13 protein-coding genes and 1 other RNA gene are annotated in these 15,527 nt (G+C 33.5%); 11 read left to right on the top strand and 3 right to left on the bottom strand.

The window, feature by feature from the left end:
• The first annotated feature begins 146 nt into the window (after positions 1-146).
• The 4 genes from UMM65_RS00520 to UMM65_RS00535 all read left to right on the top strand — a co-directional run bounded on the left by UMM65_RS00520 (position 147) and on the right by UMM65_RS00535 (position 3,867).
• Positions 147-1,718, top strand: a complete 1,572-nt coding sequence (locus UMM65_RS00520) for a M20/M25/M40 family metallo-hydrolase (RefSeq protein ID WP_321974492.1) — start codon at positions 147-149, stop codon at positions 1,716-1,718.
• Positions 1,719-1,797: 79 nt separating this feature from the next.
• Positions 1,798-2,277, top strand: a complete 480-nt coding sequence (locus tag UMM65_RS00525; RefSeq protein WP_321974493.1) for a hypothetical protein — start codon at positions 1,798-1,800, stop codon at positions 2,275-2,277.
• 2 nt (positions 2,278-2,279) lie between these two features.
• Complete coding sequence (locus tag UMM65_RS00530) at positions 2,280-2,741, top strand: DUF1569 domain-containing protein (RefSeq protein ID WP_321974494.1); 462 nt, start codon at positions 2,280-2,282, stop codon at positions 2,739-2,741.
• Between the two features lies 1 nt (position 2,742).
• A complete protein-coding gene (locus UMM65_RS00535; protein ID WP_321974495.1) occupies positions 2,743-3,867 on the top strand; it encodes a lactonase family protein in 1,125 nt (374 codons plus the stop codon).
• Positions 3,868-3,937: 70 nt separating this feature from the next.
• On the opposite strand, the gene fsa is transcribed toward UMM65_RS00535, so the two are convergent.
• The 3 genes from fsa to ffs all read right to left on the bottom strand — a co-directional run bounded on the left by fsa (position 3,938) and on the right by ffs (position 5,924).
• Positions 3,938-4,591: a fructose-6-phosphate aldolase gene (gene fsa / locus UMM65_RS00540; RefSeq protein ID WP_321974496.1), complete on the bottom strand. Its 654-nt coding sequence runs from the start codon at positions 4,589-4,591 to the stop codon at positions 3,938-3,940.
• A 211-nt stretch (positions 4,592-4,802) separates the two neighbouring features.
• Entirely contained in the window at positions 4,803-5,606 is an 804-nt protein-coding gene (locus tag UMM65_RS00545) for an SDR family oxidoreductase (protein WP_321974497.1), read from the bottom strand.
• A 219-nt stretch (positions 5,607-5,825) separates the two neighbouring features.
• Positions 5,826-5,924: signal recognition particle sRNA small type (gene ffs / locus UMM65_RS00550), an RNA gene on the bottom strand.
• Between the two features lie 123 nt (positions 5,925-6,047).
• Here ffs and UMM65_RS00555 point away from each other — a divergent pair.
• The 7 genes from UMM65_RS00555 (at position 6,048) to UMM65_RS00585 (ending at position 15,426) form a co-directional block, all read left to right on the top strand.
• On the top strand, positions 6,048-6,569 hold the full coding sequence (locus UMM65_RS00555; RefSeq protein ID WP_321974498.1) for a DUF4199 domain-containing protein: 522 nt from the start codon (positions 6,048-6,050) through the stop codon (positions 6,567-6,569).
• Between the two features lie 14 nt (positions 6,570-6,583).
• Complete coding sequence (locus UMM65_RS00560; protein ID WP_321974499.1) at positions 6,584-7,525, top strand: glycosyltransferase family 2 protein; 942 nt, start codon at positions 6,584-6,586, stop codon at positions 7,523-7,525.
• A gap of 135 nt (positions 7,526-7,660) precedes the next feature.
• Entirely contained in the window at positions 7,661-9,382 is a 1,722-nt protein-coding gene (locus tag UMM65_RS00565; RefSeq protein ID WP_321974500.1) for a phospho-sugar mutase, read from the top strand.
• Positions 9,383-9,520: 138 nt separating this feature from the next.
• Complete coding sequence (locus UMM65_RS00570; protein ID WP_321974501.1) at positions 9,521-11,344, top strand: ABC transporter ATP-binding protein; 1,824 nt, start codon at positions 9,521-9,523, stop codon at positions 11,342-11,344.
• 175 nt (positions 11,345-11,519) lie between these two features.
• Positions 11,520-12,152 (top strand): NAD(P)H-dependent oxidoreductase, encoded by a 633-nt coding sequence (locus UMM65_RS00575; RefSeq protein WP_321974502.1) that lies wholly within the window; start codon positions 11,520-11,522, stop codon positions 12,150-12,152.
• A 154-nt stretch (positions 12,153-12,306) separates the two neighbouring features.
• Positions 12,307-13,758, top strand: coding sequence for an aminoacyl-histidine dipeptidase (locus UMM65_RS00580; RefSeq protein ID WP_321974503.1), 1,452 nt, complete (start codon positions 12,307-12,309; stop codon positions 13,756-13,758).
• Positions 13,759-13,995: 237 nt separating this feature from the next.
• Entirely contained in the window at positions 13,996-15,426 is a 1,431-nt protein-coding gene (locus tag UMM65_RS00585; protein ID WP_321974504.1) for a hypothetical protein, read from the top strand.
• Positions 15,427-15,527: the final 101 nt, after the last annotated feature.

Genomic DNA, 15,527 nt, shown 5'->3' on the forward strand with positions numbered 1-15,527 from the left:
AGAATGTTAATTTCCATACAGACAAAAACAGCTTTAAAACTTTAGCTATATCATATATTTTTCGTAATATCGTACACCAAAAATTCAGTATTAAGTTTCTGAATATCAATATTAAAATGAATTATATCATACAAAACTACAATTAAATGAAAAAATTATTATCTCTAATTGCAATCTCGGCTTTACTAGTAAGTTGTGGTAGCACAAAACAAACAACAACGGCGGCACCTGCCAAACCCGCTATGACGGTTGAGGATTTTGCCAAAACCATAACCGCAGCAGAATTAAAAGAAGCTCTTTATATCTATGCTTCTGACGAATTTGAAGGAAGGGATACAGGTGAACCGGGACAGAAAAAAGCTGTAGAATTTTTAAAGAAACATTATGTTGATTTAAATATTCCTGCTGCATTACCGAATAACGATTACTTTCAAGAAGTGCCACTTGAAAAAACTGGTGCTCCTGAAGTTTCAATATCCATAAATGGTAAAGATTTTAAAGCTGTTGATGACTTTGTTTCATTTGCTGGAAGTAATGGTACGCTGACTACCGATGAAATTGTATATGTAGGTTATGGTATTGAAGATGAAAAATACTCAAGTTATAAAGATATAGATGTAACTGGTAAAATTGTATTATTTAAAAATGGAGAGCCAAAAGATAAAGATGGCAAGTACATCATTTCTGGGACAGAAGAAAGTACTGGGAAATGGTCTAATATGCGTGAAGAATTCAGCTCCAAAAGTGGTATAGCTAAAGAAAAAGGAGCTAAAGCAGCGTTATATTACAATCCAGATATTTATGGAATGGTAGCTCAACGTTTCGGTTCTGGTCGAACTAGCATAGGGCTGAAAAGTACCGAGGATAAAGAAGATCAAATGAGTTTTATGCTTGTAAACACGGCTTTAGCGGAAGCCATTGTAAGCAATATTTCTACTAACAACGAAAGTAAAACCGTAAAAGTACCTGTAAATTTATCTTACAAATCAGTTAAGGAAGATATTAATTCTGAAAATGTTGTAGCTTATATTAAAGGTTCCGAAAAACCGGAAGAATATATTGTGATTTCTGCTCATTTAGATCATGTTGGTGTGCAAGACGGTAAAATTTATAATGGTGCTGATGATGATGGTTCGGGCTCGGTTGCCATGTTAGAAATTGCAGAAGCATTTAAAAAAGCAGCTGAAAATGGACAAGCTCCTAAAAGATCTGTTGTGTTTCTTCATGTAACCGGAGAAGAAAAAGGGCTGTTAGGTTCTCGTTATTATACGGATATGGATCCTATTTTTCCGTTAGAGAATACTGTAGCCAATTTAAACATTGATATGATTGGACGTACCGACCCTAAAAGAGAAGGTGGAGACAGAAATTATGTCTATTTAATTGGAAGCGACAAATTAAGTACGGAATTGCATAACATCTCTGAAGAAGTAAATAAAAAATATACCAATGTTGAATTGGATTATAAATTTAACGACGAGAACGACCCTAACAGATTCTATTATCGCTCTGACCACTATAATTTTGCGAAAAACAATATTCCAGTAATTTTTTATTTCAACGGTACCCATGATGATTATCATCAACATACAGATACACCTGATAAAATAGAGTATGATTTATTGGAAAACAGAACACGTTTAATTTTTCATACCGCTTGGGAATTGGCAAACCGTGCCGAACGTATTGTGGTTGATAAAGCTACAGATTCTGAATAAACAACCTTTTGGATTAAGAAAACCTTGTTAAATTAACAAGGTTTTTTTTATGCTTTAAATTAGCTTAAATTTGAAACTTATGAAAACTGCAACGGTTACAGAACTTAAAAGAGAACTAAAGCATAAGTCTAGCGAAGAACTTTTAAATTTATGTTTAACACTTTCAAAATTTAAAAAGGAAAATAAAGAACTACTGACCTACCTCCTGTTTGAAGCTGAAGATGAAGAAGCTTTCATTCAAAACGTAAAGGATGAAGTCGTAGAACTATTCAATCAAATTAATACTTCGAGTTACTTTTATATTAAAAAGAGCGTACGTAAAATTTTAAGGATGATTAAAAAATACATCCGTTACTCAAAAAAGAAAGAGACCCAGGTGGAATTATTGTTGTTTTTTTGTGAACAACTGAAAGAAATGCATCCACCGATGCAAAGAAACACCAGTTTGCTGAACATTTTTGACAGGCAAATATTAACTATAAAAAAAGTAATTGGTACTTTACATGAAGATTTACAATATGACTATACAATGGAATTAGAAGAAATTTTAGAAAAATAAATATGCCTTTACTAAAACAAGAGTTATCGTTTCTAGAAAAAAATATTAAGAATTCAGATGGGATAGCAGCGAATGTGTCTTCGAGCAATGTGGCTTGGCATATAGATCATTCGTTAAAAGTTATTAATCGGGTTTGTAATTTTTTAATAGCGTCTGACCCAAACGATTATAAATGGAGATTTAACAAATTGAGATTTATCATCTTTTTAACCGGAGTTATCCCTAGGGGAAAAGCAAGGGCTCCGAAACAAGTTCGTCCTCCTGAAGATATTAACATAGAAGATTTAGAAGTTCAATTAAAAGAAGTTCAACAATTATTGATGGATATTGAAAAATTACATCCTAAAAATAATTTTGATCATCATATTTTTGGGAAATTACATCTAAAAAAAACCATTCGATTTTTAGAAATTCACACCAATCATCATATTAAAATTATTAAAGATATTCTTAAAGCTCAATAATATGAAATATATTAGTCTAATGTTAATAATGACCATCACTTTCAGTTGTAAAAATGATAAACAAAGCACTACCAAACCTTCAATTGAAAACAAGAATGAAAATTTATTTTTTGTGGGTACTTATACAGATACAAAAAGTGACGGTATTTATACTTATTCACTTTCTGATAGTGGAAAAATCAAAAAAATTAAGCTAGCTGCAAAAACAGAGAATCCTTCGTTTTTGACCAAGTCTACCGATGGTAATTTTCTACTGGCGGTGAATGAATTGAACTCCGTTAATGGTAAAGGGACAGTAGAATCCTATAAAATTTTAGGCGACAGTTTAGAATTTATCAGTAAGGAATCTTCGGGTGGTGCCCACCCGTGTTTTGTTACCGTAAATGAGAATGGATATGTTTTAACCGCAAATTATTCTAGTGGTAATATTGGCTTATTAAAAATAAATGAATCAGGAACAATGTCAGAATTGCTTGATGTTCAAGAGCATAATATTAATTTGAAGAAAGATAAAACAGCACATGCACATTCCGCGTACTTTACAAACAACAATGATTTTATTTCGGCAGATTTAGGCACTAATGAACTATGGCTTTCTTCCATTGATACGGATAATGATAAAATAATCTCTAGTAAACCTTCAACATTAAAAATTTCGGGTGAAAATCCTGGCCCTAGGCACATTTCTTTTCACCCTAAAAAGGACTGGGTTTATGTAATTAACGAATTAAATAGCACAATAACCTTAGTTAAAAAAGCAGATGATGGACAGTATAAAATTGAAAATTCATTTTCTACCTTGCCGAAAGATTATGCTGAAAAAAGTTTTTGTGCCGATATTCATATTTCCAATGATGGAAAGTTTTTGTATGGCTCCAACCGTGGACATAATAGTATTGCTATTTTTGAAATTAATCAAGATTCAGGTGAGTTAAATGCTATTGGATTTCAATCTGTAAAAGGGGATTGGCCTAGAAATTTTGCACTTTCGCCAGATAATGATTTTTTATTGGTGGCAAACCAGCGTTCAGAGAATATTGTCTCTTTTAAGAGGAATAAAACGACTGGATTGTTATCTTTCGTGGAAGAAATTGATGTGCCTTCTCCAGTTTGTATTTTATTCTAACAAAAAAAATCTCGCTCAAAAGCGAGATTTATATTTTTTGTGTAACAATAGTCCAAAAACTACCGACCAACTAATTTCCTTTCTTATAATCTGCTAAAAATTTAGCCAGACCAATATCGGTTAATGGATGATTTAATAATCCGTCAATGGAACTTAACGGCCCAGTCATTACATCTGCTCCAATTTTAGCACAATCCATAACATGCATTGTGTGTCTTATTGAAGCCGCTAATATTTGAGTTTCAAATCCATAATTGTCATAAATTAATCTAATTTCTTGAATTAAACCTAATCCGTCCGTAGAAATATCATCTAAACGACCAATAAATGGAGATACATAAGTGGCACCTGCTTTTGCTGCCAATAATGCTTGTCCTGCAGAGAAAACCAATGTGCAATTTGTTTTTATTCCTTTATCTGAAAAGTATTTTATAGCTCTAATTCCTTCTCTTATCATCGGTACCTTTACAACAATCTGAGGGTGTAATTTTGCCAATGCTTCACCTTCTTTAACAATACCTTCAAAATCAGTAGAAATTACCTCAGCACTAACATCACCATCAACTATTTCACAAATTGCTTTGTAATGGTTTATAATATTGTCATGCCCCGTAATGCCTTCTTTTGCCATTAATGACGGATTCGTAGTTACCCCATCTAACACGCCCAATTCTTGGGCTTCTCTAATTTGATCTAAGTTTGCAGTATCTATAAAAAACTTCATGCTTCGTTATGTTTTTAAATTTAGTTGAGCAAATATAAGGCTTACATAAAATTTGCTTATATTGATAACGTTTAACTTATTAACATATTGGAGAAAGCTTTTCTGTTTTAAAGCTAATTGATACTAATTTTAATATTGTTGCTCTATTTTCGATTAGAAATATGTCTGTTGCTGTCTATTGTAATTTATTCTAACCTCTAACCACAACGAACTAAAGTCTGTAATGATTCATCAATAACTTTTCATACCAAGTATCGGGAAGTAACCGTTTTAAAACAATAGAAAATTTCTCCATAAATCCGCCCACTTTATAATGGATTTTTGGATGGTTTTTCATAATGATTTTATACACAGATTGAGCCATAATTTCAGGGTTTAGGCCACTATCAACATGCTGATCCATCAAAGCTAAATTTTCAGAATATTTCTTTTTATAAGCTGAATTTTCAAAAACAGGAGTGTGATATCTTCCTGAGGCAATGTTGGTGGCAAAATCTCCAGGAGCTACATTTGTAATTTTTATTCCAAATTCTTTAACTTCCATGCGTGTAGCCTCTGTAATAATTTCCAGTGCTCCTTTACTAGCAGAATATACTCCGCGAAAGGGTAAACCCATATAACCGGCAATTGAGGTAATGTTAATAATTAAACCAGATTTTTGTTGACGCATTTGAGGCAGCACACCCTTCATCACATCAATAGCTCCAAAAAAATTAGTATTAAAAACATTTCGCATTTCATCGGTTGGGGTGTCTTCAATTGGGCCTGTAATGCCCATACCTGCGTTGTTAATTAGTACGTCAATTCTTCCTTCATTTTCTATAATAGTCGCTACGGTTTTTTTAATGGTATTCACCTCAATTACATTTAGCGGTAACATTTTTACACCGTTGATTTCGCTTACTTTTGGGTTACGACTGGTACCGTAAACCACCATTCCTTTTTGATGTAAATATTCAGCAATACTTTTACCAATTCCCGACGAAGCACCTGTAATTAAAACAACTTTTGACATGTTGACTGTTTAAAATACAAATGTAATGAATAGTTTTGGGATGTAAAGTGAGGTTTGTTATTGCTAACCTGCAAGGTCTCCAATACATTGTAGGTCTTAAAATAATCAATCAAAAAATATTTGGAGGTTAAATTGATGAGATCCCGCTATGCAGCGGGATTAATTCAACCAACAATTTTCAATTCGTCTTCGACTTTTGAAAACTGGGTCTCATTAAAAAATGGGTAAGCGATCTACATCACACCGCTACGACCTAATACCTTTGCTGCATTCCTGCCCTGGAGGATTCAAAGGGAGCTGGTTGTGTAGGACTTACCCACGGCAAAAATACAATCAATTTATTTCTCTGCAAGGTTTTTTGTGAATTTTTAATTTTTAAAATAATAAGATACTAATGCTGAAATATTTATATTTGCTGTAACTAACTAAAAAGTTAAAACAATGGAAAATCTACAGAAGCCAACAAAACAAGTTGCTCTTAATTATGGATTAATTTTAGGAGTTCTGGGTATAATACAAGGTTTGACATTTTATGCCATAGGTAATGCCTACGGCAATGAATGGTACAAAGCCGTAATTAGTATTGCCATAACAATAGTGGTAATTGTCTTGGGAATTAAAGAATATAAAAAACGAAACAATGGTTTTTTAACATTAGGACAAGGTTTAAAAACAGGAGTTGGTATAGCTTTGATTGCATCAATTATTTCTGCAATTTACATTTTTATATTTGCGAAATTTATTGAACCTGATTTTGTTGAAAATATTATTGAAATCCAACGACAGAAATTTATGGAAAATCCAAATATGTCGGAAGAAATGATGGATAATATTGGAGAAAATACAAGAAAATATTTCTATCTCTTTACAATAGGTTACATATTCATAGCTAGTATATTCATAGGTTTTGTAGTATCATTGATAGCATCTTTAGTAATGAAAAGAACTGAAGAATTACACTAAAATCTAATTTATCTATGAATATTTCAGTAGTTATCCCACTACTTAACGAAGAAGAATCTTTAAAAGAATTACATGATTGGATTGCAAAAGTGATGCAATCCAATCAGTTTTTATATGAAATAATTTTTATTGACGATGGTAGTACCGATAGTTCCTGGCAAGTTATCGAAGCCTTATCGAAGAAAAACACTTCAGTAAAAGGAATTCGTTTTCAGCGAAATTACGGTAAATCTCAAGCCTTAAATGCAGGATTTAAAATTGCTAAAGGCGATGTGGTAATTACCATGGATGCCGATTTACAAGACAGCCCTGACGAAATACCAGAATTGTACAAACAAATTGCTGAAAACAACCTCGACCTTATTTCTGGTTGGAAAAAGAAACGCTACGATTCTAAAATCAGAAAGAATTTACCTTCAAAATTGTTTAATGCCGCCGCTAGAAAAACTTCAGGTTTGCATTTGCATGACTTTAATTGTGGATTAAAAGCCTATAAGAACGAAGTCGTTAAAAGTATAGACGTGTATGGCGAAATGCATCGTTATATTCCCGTTTTGGCTAAAAATGAGGGATTTACAAAAATTGATGAAAAAGTAGTACAGCACCAAGCAAGAAAATATGGTACAACAAAATTTGGGATGGATAGATTTATAAACGGTTTTTTAGATTTAATTACCATTTGGTTTTTATCAAAATTTGGTAAACGCCCCATGCACCTATTTGGTCTGTTGGGTAGCTTTATGTTCTTTATCGGATTTTGTTTTGCTTTATATTTAGGCATTGATAAATTGTTTTTTAACCCTACAGGTAGATTACTTACGGACCGCCCTCAATTTTATGCCTCGATCGTTGCTATGATTATCGGTACCCAATTGTTTTTAGCAGGATTTTTAGGAGAGCTTATTCTTCGTACTAAACGAAATGACGAGCGGTATAAGATTAGTGAAGAAGTATAAATAAAATACAAGATTATAAGTACGGGGTACAAAGTTTCCCCTCGTATTTTGTATTCCGTACCTCAAACCCTTTTTCCTTATTTTAAATCTTTTATTCATTGAAGAAATCCTTATATTTGTTAAAAATTAAACCTTATGGACAGTCAACAAATACTAGAAAAAGCCAAGCAATGGTTATCCCCAACTTTTGATGAAATTACGCAGCAAAATGTGCAGCAATTAATTGATAACGATACAGATAACCTAGCTGAAAGCTTCTATAAGGATATGGAATTCGGAACTGGTGGAATGCGTGGTATAATGGGCGTTGGCACTAACCGAATCAACAAATATACGCTGGGTAGGGCTACGCAAGGTTTGGCTAATTATCTACATCAGACTTTTCCCAATAAAGAGTTGAGCGTAGCAATTGCTTATGATTGTCGTCACAATAGCAAATCACTTGCAAAAGTAGTTGCTGATGTGCTTACCGCCAATAATATTAAAGCATTATTGTTTGATGATTTAAGAACAACCCCTGAGCTTTCCTTCGCCGTTAGGCATTTAGGTTGTGATGCCGGCATCGTTTTAACCGCATCTCACAATCCACCGGAATATAATGGTTATAAAGTATATTGGAACGATGGTGGGCAAATAGTACCTCCTCACGATAAAAAAATTATTGATGAAGTAAGTTCGGTTGATTTTGCCAATATCAATTTTAAGGCAAATGAAAGTTTATTAACTATAATTGGTAAAGAGGTTGATAAGGAATTTCATAAAGCATCTGTGGCAAACGGCACTTTTAACACGGCAAATAGAAATCAATTAAAAATTGTTTTTACGTCATTGCACGGTACTTCAATAATGTCAGTACCAGATGTACTTAAAATGGCAGGTTTTACAGATGTACATTTGGTCAAAGAACAAAAGAAGCCCGATGGTGATTTCCCAACGGTGGCATCACCTAATCCTGAAGAACCGGCAGCTTTGAAAATGGCTACAGATCTAGCTGAAAAAATTGGTGCGGACATTGTTATAGGTACAGACCCTGACTCTGATAGATTGGGAATTGCTGTTCGTAATCTAGAAGGTGAATTGGTATTGTTAAATGGTAACCAAACCATGGCTGTAATAACCGATTATTTAATAAAACAATGGCATGAGGATGGTAAACTTAACGGAAAACAATTTGTAGGTACTACCATTGTATCAACAAATTTGGTAAATAATATTGCCCAAAGTTATAATGTTGAAACAAAAGTTTGCTTAACTGGATTCAAATGGATAGCTAAAATGATACGTGAGGCCGAAGGTGTACAAGAATTTATTGGTGGCGGTGAAGAAAGTTTTGGTTATATGGTTGGCGATTTTATTCGTGATAAAGATGCGGTAACCGCTACCCTACTGGCTTGTGAAATTGCGGCTCATGCTAAAAACAACAATTCTACCATTTATAAAGAATTATTAAACTTATATTCTAAACACGGTTATTTTAAAGAGTATTTAATCTCCTTGACTAAAAAAGGTATGGATGGAGCTCAGCAAATTAGCCAAATGATGGTTGATTTACGTAAAAACCCCATAAAAGAAATTGATGGTTCGGCAGTAGAATTTTTGTATGATTATGAAACCTCTAAATGTAAAAATTTGATTACTGGCGAAACGACTACAATAGATTTGCCTAAATCTAATGTGCTAATCTATCAAACTGAAGACGGAACAAGAGTAGCTGCCAGGCCAAGCGGTACAGAACCCAAAATTAAATTCTATTTTAGTGTAAATATGCCATTGGAAAAAACTGAAGATGCCGTAAAAGTCGAAAAATTGCTCACCCAAAAAATTGATAGGATTATCAGAGAGATGAAATTGAAATAAAAAATTTCTTTTTTTATTTTACCTCACCCTAAAATACTAATTCGTATTTTCGACCTCTCCGAAGCCCGCCTGTCGGACGGACAGGGAGAGGTAAATGGGAAACCCCGAGGCTCTGCCATCGGAGAATAATTAAAGTTAATGAAGTATTTTAAAAAAATATTACGTTTTGCTAAACCGTATAAGTTATTTGCAATTGGTAATATTATAGCAAACATTTTTTACGCATTATTTGGCACATTGGCAATGGTTTCGCTATTTCCGATGCTATCGGTACTATTTAATCAAACTGAAAGAATTACCACAAAACCAATTTGGTCAGAAGCAAGTAATATTAAAGAGTACGCAGAAAATTACCTCAATTATTTCGTTACGCTAAAATCTGAAGATGGAGATGGCAATGCATTGATTTTTATGGTAGGGTTGGTAATTTTGATGTTTTTCTTAAAAAATCTATTTAGTTATTTGGCCATGTACTTTATTACATTTTTGCGTAATGGGGTACTGAAAGATTTAAGAAATGAGTTGTACGACAAAACGATTGATTTACCCGTTGCTTATTATTCAGAAAAACGAAAAGGAGATACTATTGCCAGAATAACTTCTGATGTCTTGGAAATTCAACATTCTTTTTTATCGATCTTAGAATTAATTGTAAGAGAACCGCTCACCATACTTTTTACAATTATCGCAATGTTATTTATTAGTCCGCAATTGACCTTATTCGTCTTCATTTTCTTGCCCATTTCAGGATTTTTAATTTCTCTTATTGGAAAATCTTTAAAACGAAAATCCGATAAAGTCCAACAAGAACAAGGTCATTTTCTGTCTGTGCTTGAAGAGACACTTGGTGGACTCAAAATAATAAAGGGATTTAACGCCGAGAAAATATTTGGTTCAAAATTCAGGGCATCAACAGAAAGATTTTACAAATTTTCCAACAGTTTGCTCAATCGGCAAAATTTAGCATCACCAACTAGTGAATTTTTAGGAATTACGGTTATAGGCATCTTATTATGGTATGGCGGTCAAATGGTATTAGTTGACAAAACACTCGAACCCGAACTTTTTATAACCTATATGGGTTTGGCCTATCAAATATTAACACCTGCCAAAGCCATTTCTAAAGCCAGTTACAGTGTTAAAAAGGGGAATGCCGCGGCAGAAAGGGTGTTGGAAATTATTGAAACGGAAAATTCATTAAAAGATAAAGAAAATGCCATTGTAAAAGATGGTTTTGATTCCGAAATTAAATTTGAAAATATTTCTTTTAAATATGAAGATGAATTTGTCTTGAAAGATTTCTCTTTGACCGTGCCAAAAGGAAAAACTGTGGCTTTGGTGGGGCAATCTGGTAGTGGAAAATCTACCCTTGCCAATTTAATTACTCGTTTTTACGATGTTAATTCTGGTACAATAAGTATTGATGGGATTGACATTAAAGATCTGACAAAAAAATCATTGCGGGCTCAATTGGGTATTGTAACCCAAGATGCTATTTTATTTAATGATACCATTAAAAACAATATGCTTTTAGGAGCTGAAAGTGCTACCGAGGAGCATATTATTGAAGCCCTAAAAGTGGCCAATGCTTGGGAATTTGTAAAAGAACTACCTAACGGCATAGAAACTAATATTGGTGATGCTGGTGGTAAATTATCTGGTGGGCAAAAACAACGGTTGAGCATAGCCAGGGCGGTACTTAAAAATCCACCAATTATGGTTTTGGATGAAGCCACCTCAGCATTAGACACTGAATCAGAAAGATTGGTACAAGTTGCCTTGGAAAATATGATGAAAAACAGAACATCATTGGTTATTGCACACAGATTATCGACCATTCAGAAAGCGGATACAATTGTAGTTCTTCAAAAAGGAGAAATTATGGAGCAAGGTAAACACCAAGAATTATTGGCTAAAAATGGCATCTACAAAAAACTGGTTGAAATGCAATCGCTCGGTTAGTTTTGAGTTGGCGTTAATATCAGCAGCATGAGTAGTGTCTCCTTGAGGATTGTCGAGAAACAAAATTAATTTTGTTTGGAAGGTACCGAGCGAAGCTCTTAGGGATGTTTTAAAGCTAATTTAATTTTGGTAGAAGTATTTTAACCTTTATACCCGAAATTTTAAAAATATAAAATTGAACAAAACAATACAAAGCCTAAAATGGCGATATGCCTGTAAAAAATTCGACAACTCTAAAATTTTGTCAGACGATAAAATTGAGGTATTGTCTGAAGCCTTTAATTTAACGGCAACTTCCTTCGGTTTACAACCGATAAAAATGATAATTATTCAAAATAAAGAATTACAAAAACAACTACAAAAGTTCTCTTTTGACCAACAACAAGTAAGCACGGCTTCACATATTTTGGTCATTTGCATTGATGATTATATTACCTTGGAAGATATTGATGATTACTTTGATTTGGAAAAGGAAATTAGAGGGACTTCTGAACTTATTTTGAGCAAATATCGAAATCAATTAAAAGATATTTACAAAAACAAATCCACGTTGGCAAAGCACGAATCGGCCATTAATCAAGCTTACATCGCTCTAGGTAATCTGATGACTGTATGTGCTTTGGAAAAAATTGACTCCTGCCCTATGGAAGGTTTTAATGCACAAAAATTTGATGAAATTTTAGAACTGAAAAAACAAAATTTAAAATCGGTTTTGGTGTTACCTGTTGGTTACAGGGCCGAGGACGATTTTATGAGTACTTTAAAAAAAGTGAGAAAACCTATTGAGGAAACGGTGATTAAAAGGTAAAGAGGTACGAGGTTAAAGGTACGAGAATTTTGATTGATTATTTTTGAATTTTAAAAAATATTGACAAATTTTGATCGATAACAAGTGTCCCCTTGAGGGGACTTTAGGGGTGTGCGTATACCACTGGAGTGAAATGTAATTAAACAACAACACTATGAACAAAGAAATAAGAAACCTAGAACCCAAAGCCATTTGGAATAACTTTGCGGACTTAAACGCGGTGCCTAGGGCCTCCAAAAAAGAAGAACGGGTTATTGAATTTATGGTGGATTTCGGTAAGAAATTAGACCTGCCAACAAAAGTTGACAAAGTAGGTAACGTTATCATTACAAAACCTGCAACCAAGGGAATGGAGAATAGAAAAACGGTGGTATTGCAGTCGCATTTGGATATGGTGCATCAAAAAAATAACGACACAAATTTTGATTTTGATACTCAAGGCATTGAAATGCTAATTGATGGTGACTGGGTGAAAGCCAAAGGCACAACTTTGGGTGCTGATAACGGATTGGGCGTTGCTACTATTATGAGTATTTTAGAAACCAAAGACATAGAACATCCCGCTCTTGAAGCACTATTCACCATTGACGAAGAAACTGGTATGACAGGAGCAATGGGATTAGAAGCAGGTTGGCTTAAAGGAGAAATTCTATTGAATTTAGATACCGAAGATGATGACGAAATTGGTGTAGGCTGTGCCGGAGGTATTGACATTACCGCAACTAAACCGTACAACCCAATTAGAACAGCTGAAAACGTTGAGGCATTAAAAATTACGGTTAAAGGGCTGCAAGGTGGCCATTCTGGAATGGATATCCACAAAGGCTTAGGCAATGCCAATAAAATCATGAACCGCGTGTTGTTTGACTTAAAAAAACTAGTGTCTATTGCTGAAATTGATGGTGGTGGATTGCGAAATGCCATTCCAAGAGAAAGTAATGCCATTGTAGTTACACAAAACAAAGAAGAGTTTTCAACTCAGTTTAACACCATTGCAGAGGCTATCATTTCCGAGTACAAGTCTATTGAAAAAGACCTTGAAATTACGTTTAAGAGTTGTGATAGACCTGCCCATGTGCTATCAAAACAAGAACAAGCTACTTTACTTAAAACTATTTACGCCATACACAACGGTGTTTTTAGAATGAGTCCAGATATTGCTGATTTGGTTGAAACTTCCAATAATGTGGCTCGTGTATTGGTAAAAGATGGTGAAATTAAAATCTTATGTCTAACGCGTAGTTCCGTAGAATCTGGTAAAGCAAATCTAGTAAATACCATTTCTTCGGTTTTTCAATTGGCACATTATTCGGTAAAAACTTCTGGGACGTATCCCGGATGGAAACCAAACCCTGATTCTGAAATTTTAAAGGTATTGGACAAGACCTATCAAGACCTATTTAAAGAAAAGGCTAATATTATGGCTTGCCATGCAGGACTGGAATGTGGTATTTTAGGTCAGAACTACCCCAGTATGGATATGATTTCTTTTGGTCCTACCATTAAAGGAGCCCACTCCCCTGACGAAAGAGCGAGTATAAGTTCTACACAAAAGTTTTGGAAATATGTGCAGGAGATTTTAAAGGAGATACCGGAAAAGAAGTAAAAAGATCTAGAACAGCCAATACTTGTTAATAAAAACGGCGGTTTAGTTGAAAAATCACTAAGTAGATTATAAACTTAATTACTTAACTTTGTGATTGTTGTCGCTATAAGAAGACTACCCTAAAATCCAAAATTTTTAGAAATTTAGCTTTTGCTTAGCGGAAACTTAAAACCATAACGGATATAAACGCAATACATTTATACAATTGTTGTCCGTAATATAAAAACCAAACCAAGTATGATATTCTCAACAGAATTTAAAATTACTAAAACAAAAGAGGATGATTGGTTTGACCCAATTTTATCCAATGACACTAAATTATTCATTGACCCTTTTTTAGTTTTTGATTCAGAACGCTCTGAATTTAATAAAACTCATCAAAATACAATAGACTTCTTCAATTTAGCCTTTAGTATTGCAACTAAATCAAAGCCAAACAAATCAGATTTAAGATATAGACAACTCTTAAGTATGATGACATTTCCAGAAGTAGAAGAAATTTGTTTAGGATATGCTTCCAGAGGAACTGGTGGCTCTGATTCTGGCGGTGGATTTTCAAAAATGATTGTGGATTCAGTATTTGACTCAATCCGAATGGGAATTACAAACCTTGACCACTTCGAAGAAATTGGTTTATTCAATGAGGGATTTGGTTGTGATAGAATTAGTGATATGACAGCAACTCTTCTCAAAAAAGAATTAATAGAATACACTCAAACAATTTGCAAAAGCCACTCGGTTACAACAGAGAAAATAAGAATTAATCAGTTTTTTTTCGATAATAAATTTACAAGATGGAAAGATAAAGTAGTTGAATTACCAATCAATCCCTATACTAAAAAAGCAGTCTTATTAGTTCCAAGAGAATTCTTAAGGGAATTACCAACTATCAGTGCAGATGAATTTTGGGATTATTGCTGGTCAAACAAGAATGAAGAAATAAGAGACCAATACAGTATTGAAGTTAAAAGACAAATCAAGAAATCAGATATTATAGAAGTTGCAAGACAAAATAGAGATTGGGTTAAAGAATATGAAGAACACAGAAACAAAACTGGTTCAAATCCTTACGATGTTGTAAAAGATCCTAAAGGTTATTACAAATGGGCAACTGAAACTGCTAAATACGCTAAAGAAAATGCGTATAATTTTATTATCGCTAAAAACCAAAAGGAATTTGACCAATTTGTACAAGAAGTAATTGAGCAATACGAACAATTTATAGAAAATAATTCAGGCTATAAATTACTTTGGGATGATAAAGGAACTAAACCAAAAAGTGAAGAAGCTTCTCAATTGATATTCACAGGAATTGTAAAGCATTATTGTAAAGCCAACAATATCGATTTAAATAGAGAAGTAAATTTAGGTAGAGGGCCTGTTGATTTTAAATTTTCATCAGGTTATGAAAATAGAGCTTTAATAGAAGTCAAACTTGCCAAAAACACAAAATTTTGGAATGGTTTAGATAAACAATTAATAAAATATTTAAAAGTTGAGGATATTAAAAAAGGCTTCTTCTTGGTTATCTGTTATACAGAAAACGACTTAAAAAAAGTAACTGATATTAATAAAGTAGCTGATAGGGTTGGAAAAAAGAACAATGTTAAATTAACAGTTGTAGTAATAGATGCTACGAGCGACAAACCTTCAGCTTCTAAATTATAAATACTACGTACAACAAGGTAACCGTTGCACAAGCACCAAAAAACACCTATTGGACTAAATATTGACCGGTTTCAGATTGTTTTAACGGATGTTTTAATTTT

The sequence above is a fragment of the Aureibaculum koreense genome (assembly GCF_034296135.1).
GTDB lineage: Bacteria > Bacteroidota > Bacteroidia > Flavobacteriales > Flavobacteriaceae > Aureibaculum.

Excerpts from the sequence above, each read along its gene's own strand:
- fsa (WP_321974496.1), bottom strand. The coding sequence starts at position 4,591 with ATGAAGTTTTTTATAGATACTGCAAACTTAGATCAAATTAGAGAAGCC.
- UMM65_RS00520 (WP_321974492.1), top strand. The coding sequence starts at position 147 with ATGAAAAAATTATTATCTCTAATTGCAATCTCGGCTTTACTAGTAAGT.
- UMM65_RS00560 (WP_321974499.1), top strand. The coding sequence starts at position 6,584 with ATGAATATTTCAGTAGTTATCCCACTACTTAACGAAGAAGAATCTTTA.
- UMM65_RS00545 (WP_321974497.1), bottom strand. The coding sequence starts at position 5,606 with ATGTCAAAAGTTGTTTTAATTACAGGTGCTTCGTCGGGAATTGGTAAA.
- UMM65_RS00530 (WP_321974494.1), top strand. The coding sequence starts at position 2,280 with ATGCCTTTACTAAAACAAGAGTTATCGTTTCTAGAAAAAAATATTAAG.
- UMM65_RS00570 (WP_321974501.1), top strand. The coding sequence starts at position 9,521 with ATGAAGTATTTTAAAAAAATATTACGTTTTGCTAAACCGTATAAGTTA.
- UMM65_RS00565 (WP_321974500.1), top strand. The coding sequence starts at position 7,661 with ATGGACAGTCAACAAATACTAGAAAAAGCCAAGCAATGGTTATCCCCA.
- UMM65_RS00525 (WP_321974493.1), top strand. The coding sequence starts at position 1,798 with ATGAAAACTGCAACGGTTACAGAACTTAAAAGAGAACTAAAGCATAAG.
- UMM65_RS00580 (WP_321974503.1), top strand. The coding sequence starts at position 12,307 with ATGAACAAAGAAATAAGAAACCTAGAACCCAAAGCCATTTGGAATAAC.
- UMM65_RS00555 (WP_321974498.1), top strand. The coding sequence starts at position 6,048 with ATGGAAAATCTACAGAAGCCAACAAAACAAGTTGCTCTTAATTATGGA.
- UMM65_RS00535 (WP_321974495.1), top strand. The coding sequence starts at position 2,743 with ATGAAATATATTAGTCTAATGTTAATAATGACCATCACTTTCAGTTGT.
- UMM65_RS00585 (WP_321974504.1), top strand. The coding sequence starts at position 13,996 with ATGATATTCTCAACAGAATTTAAAATTACTAAAACAAAAGAGGATGAT.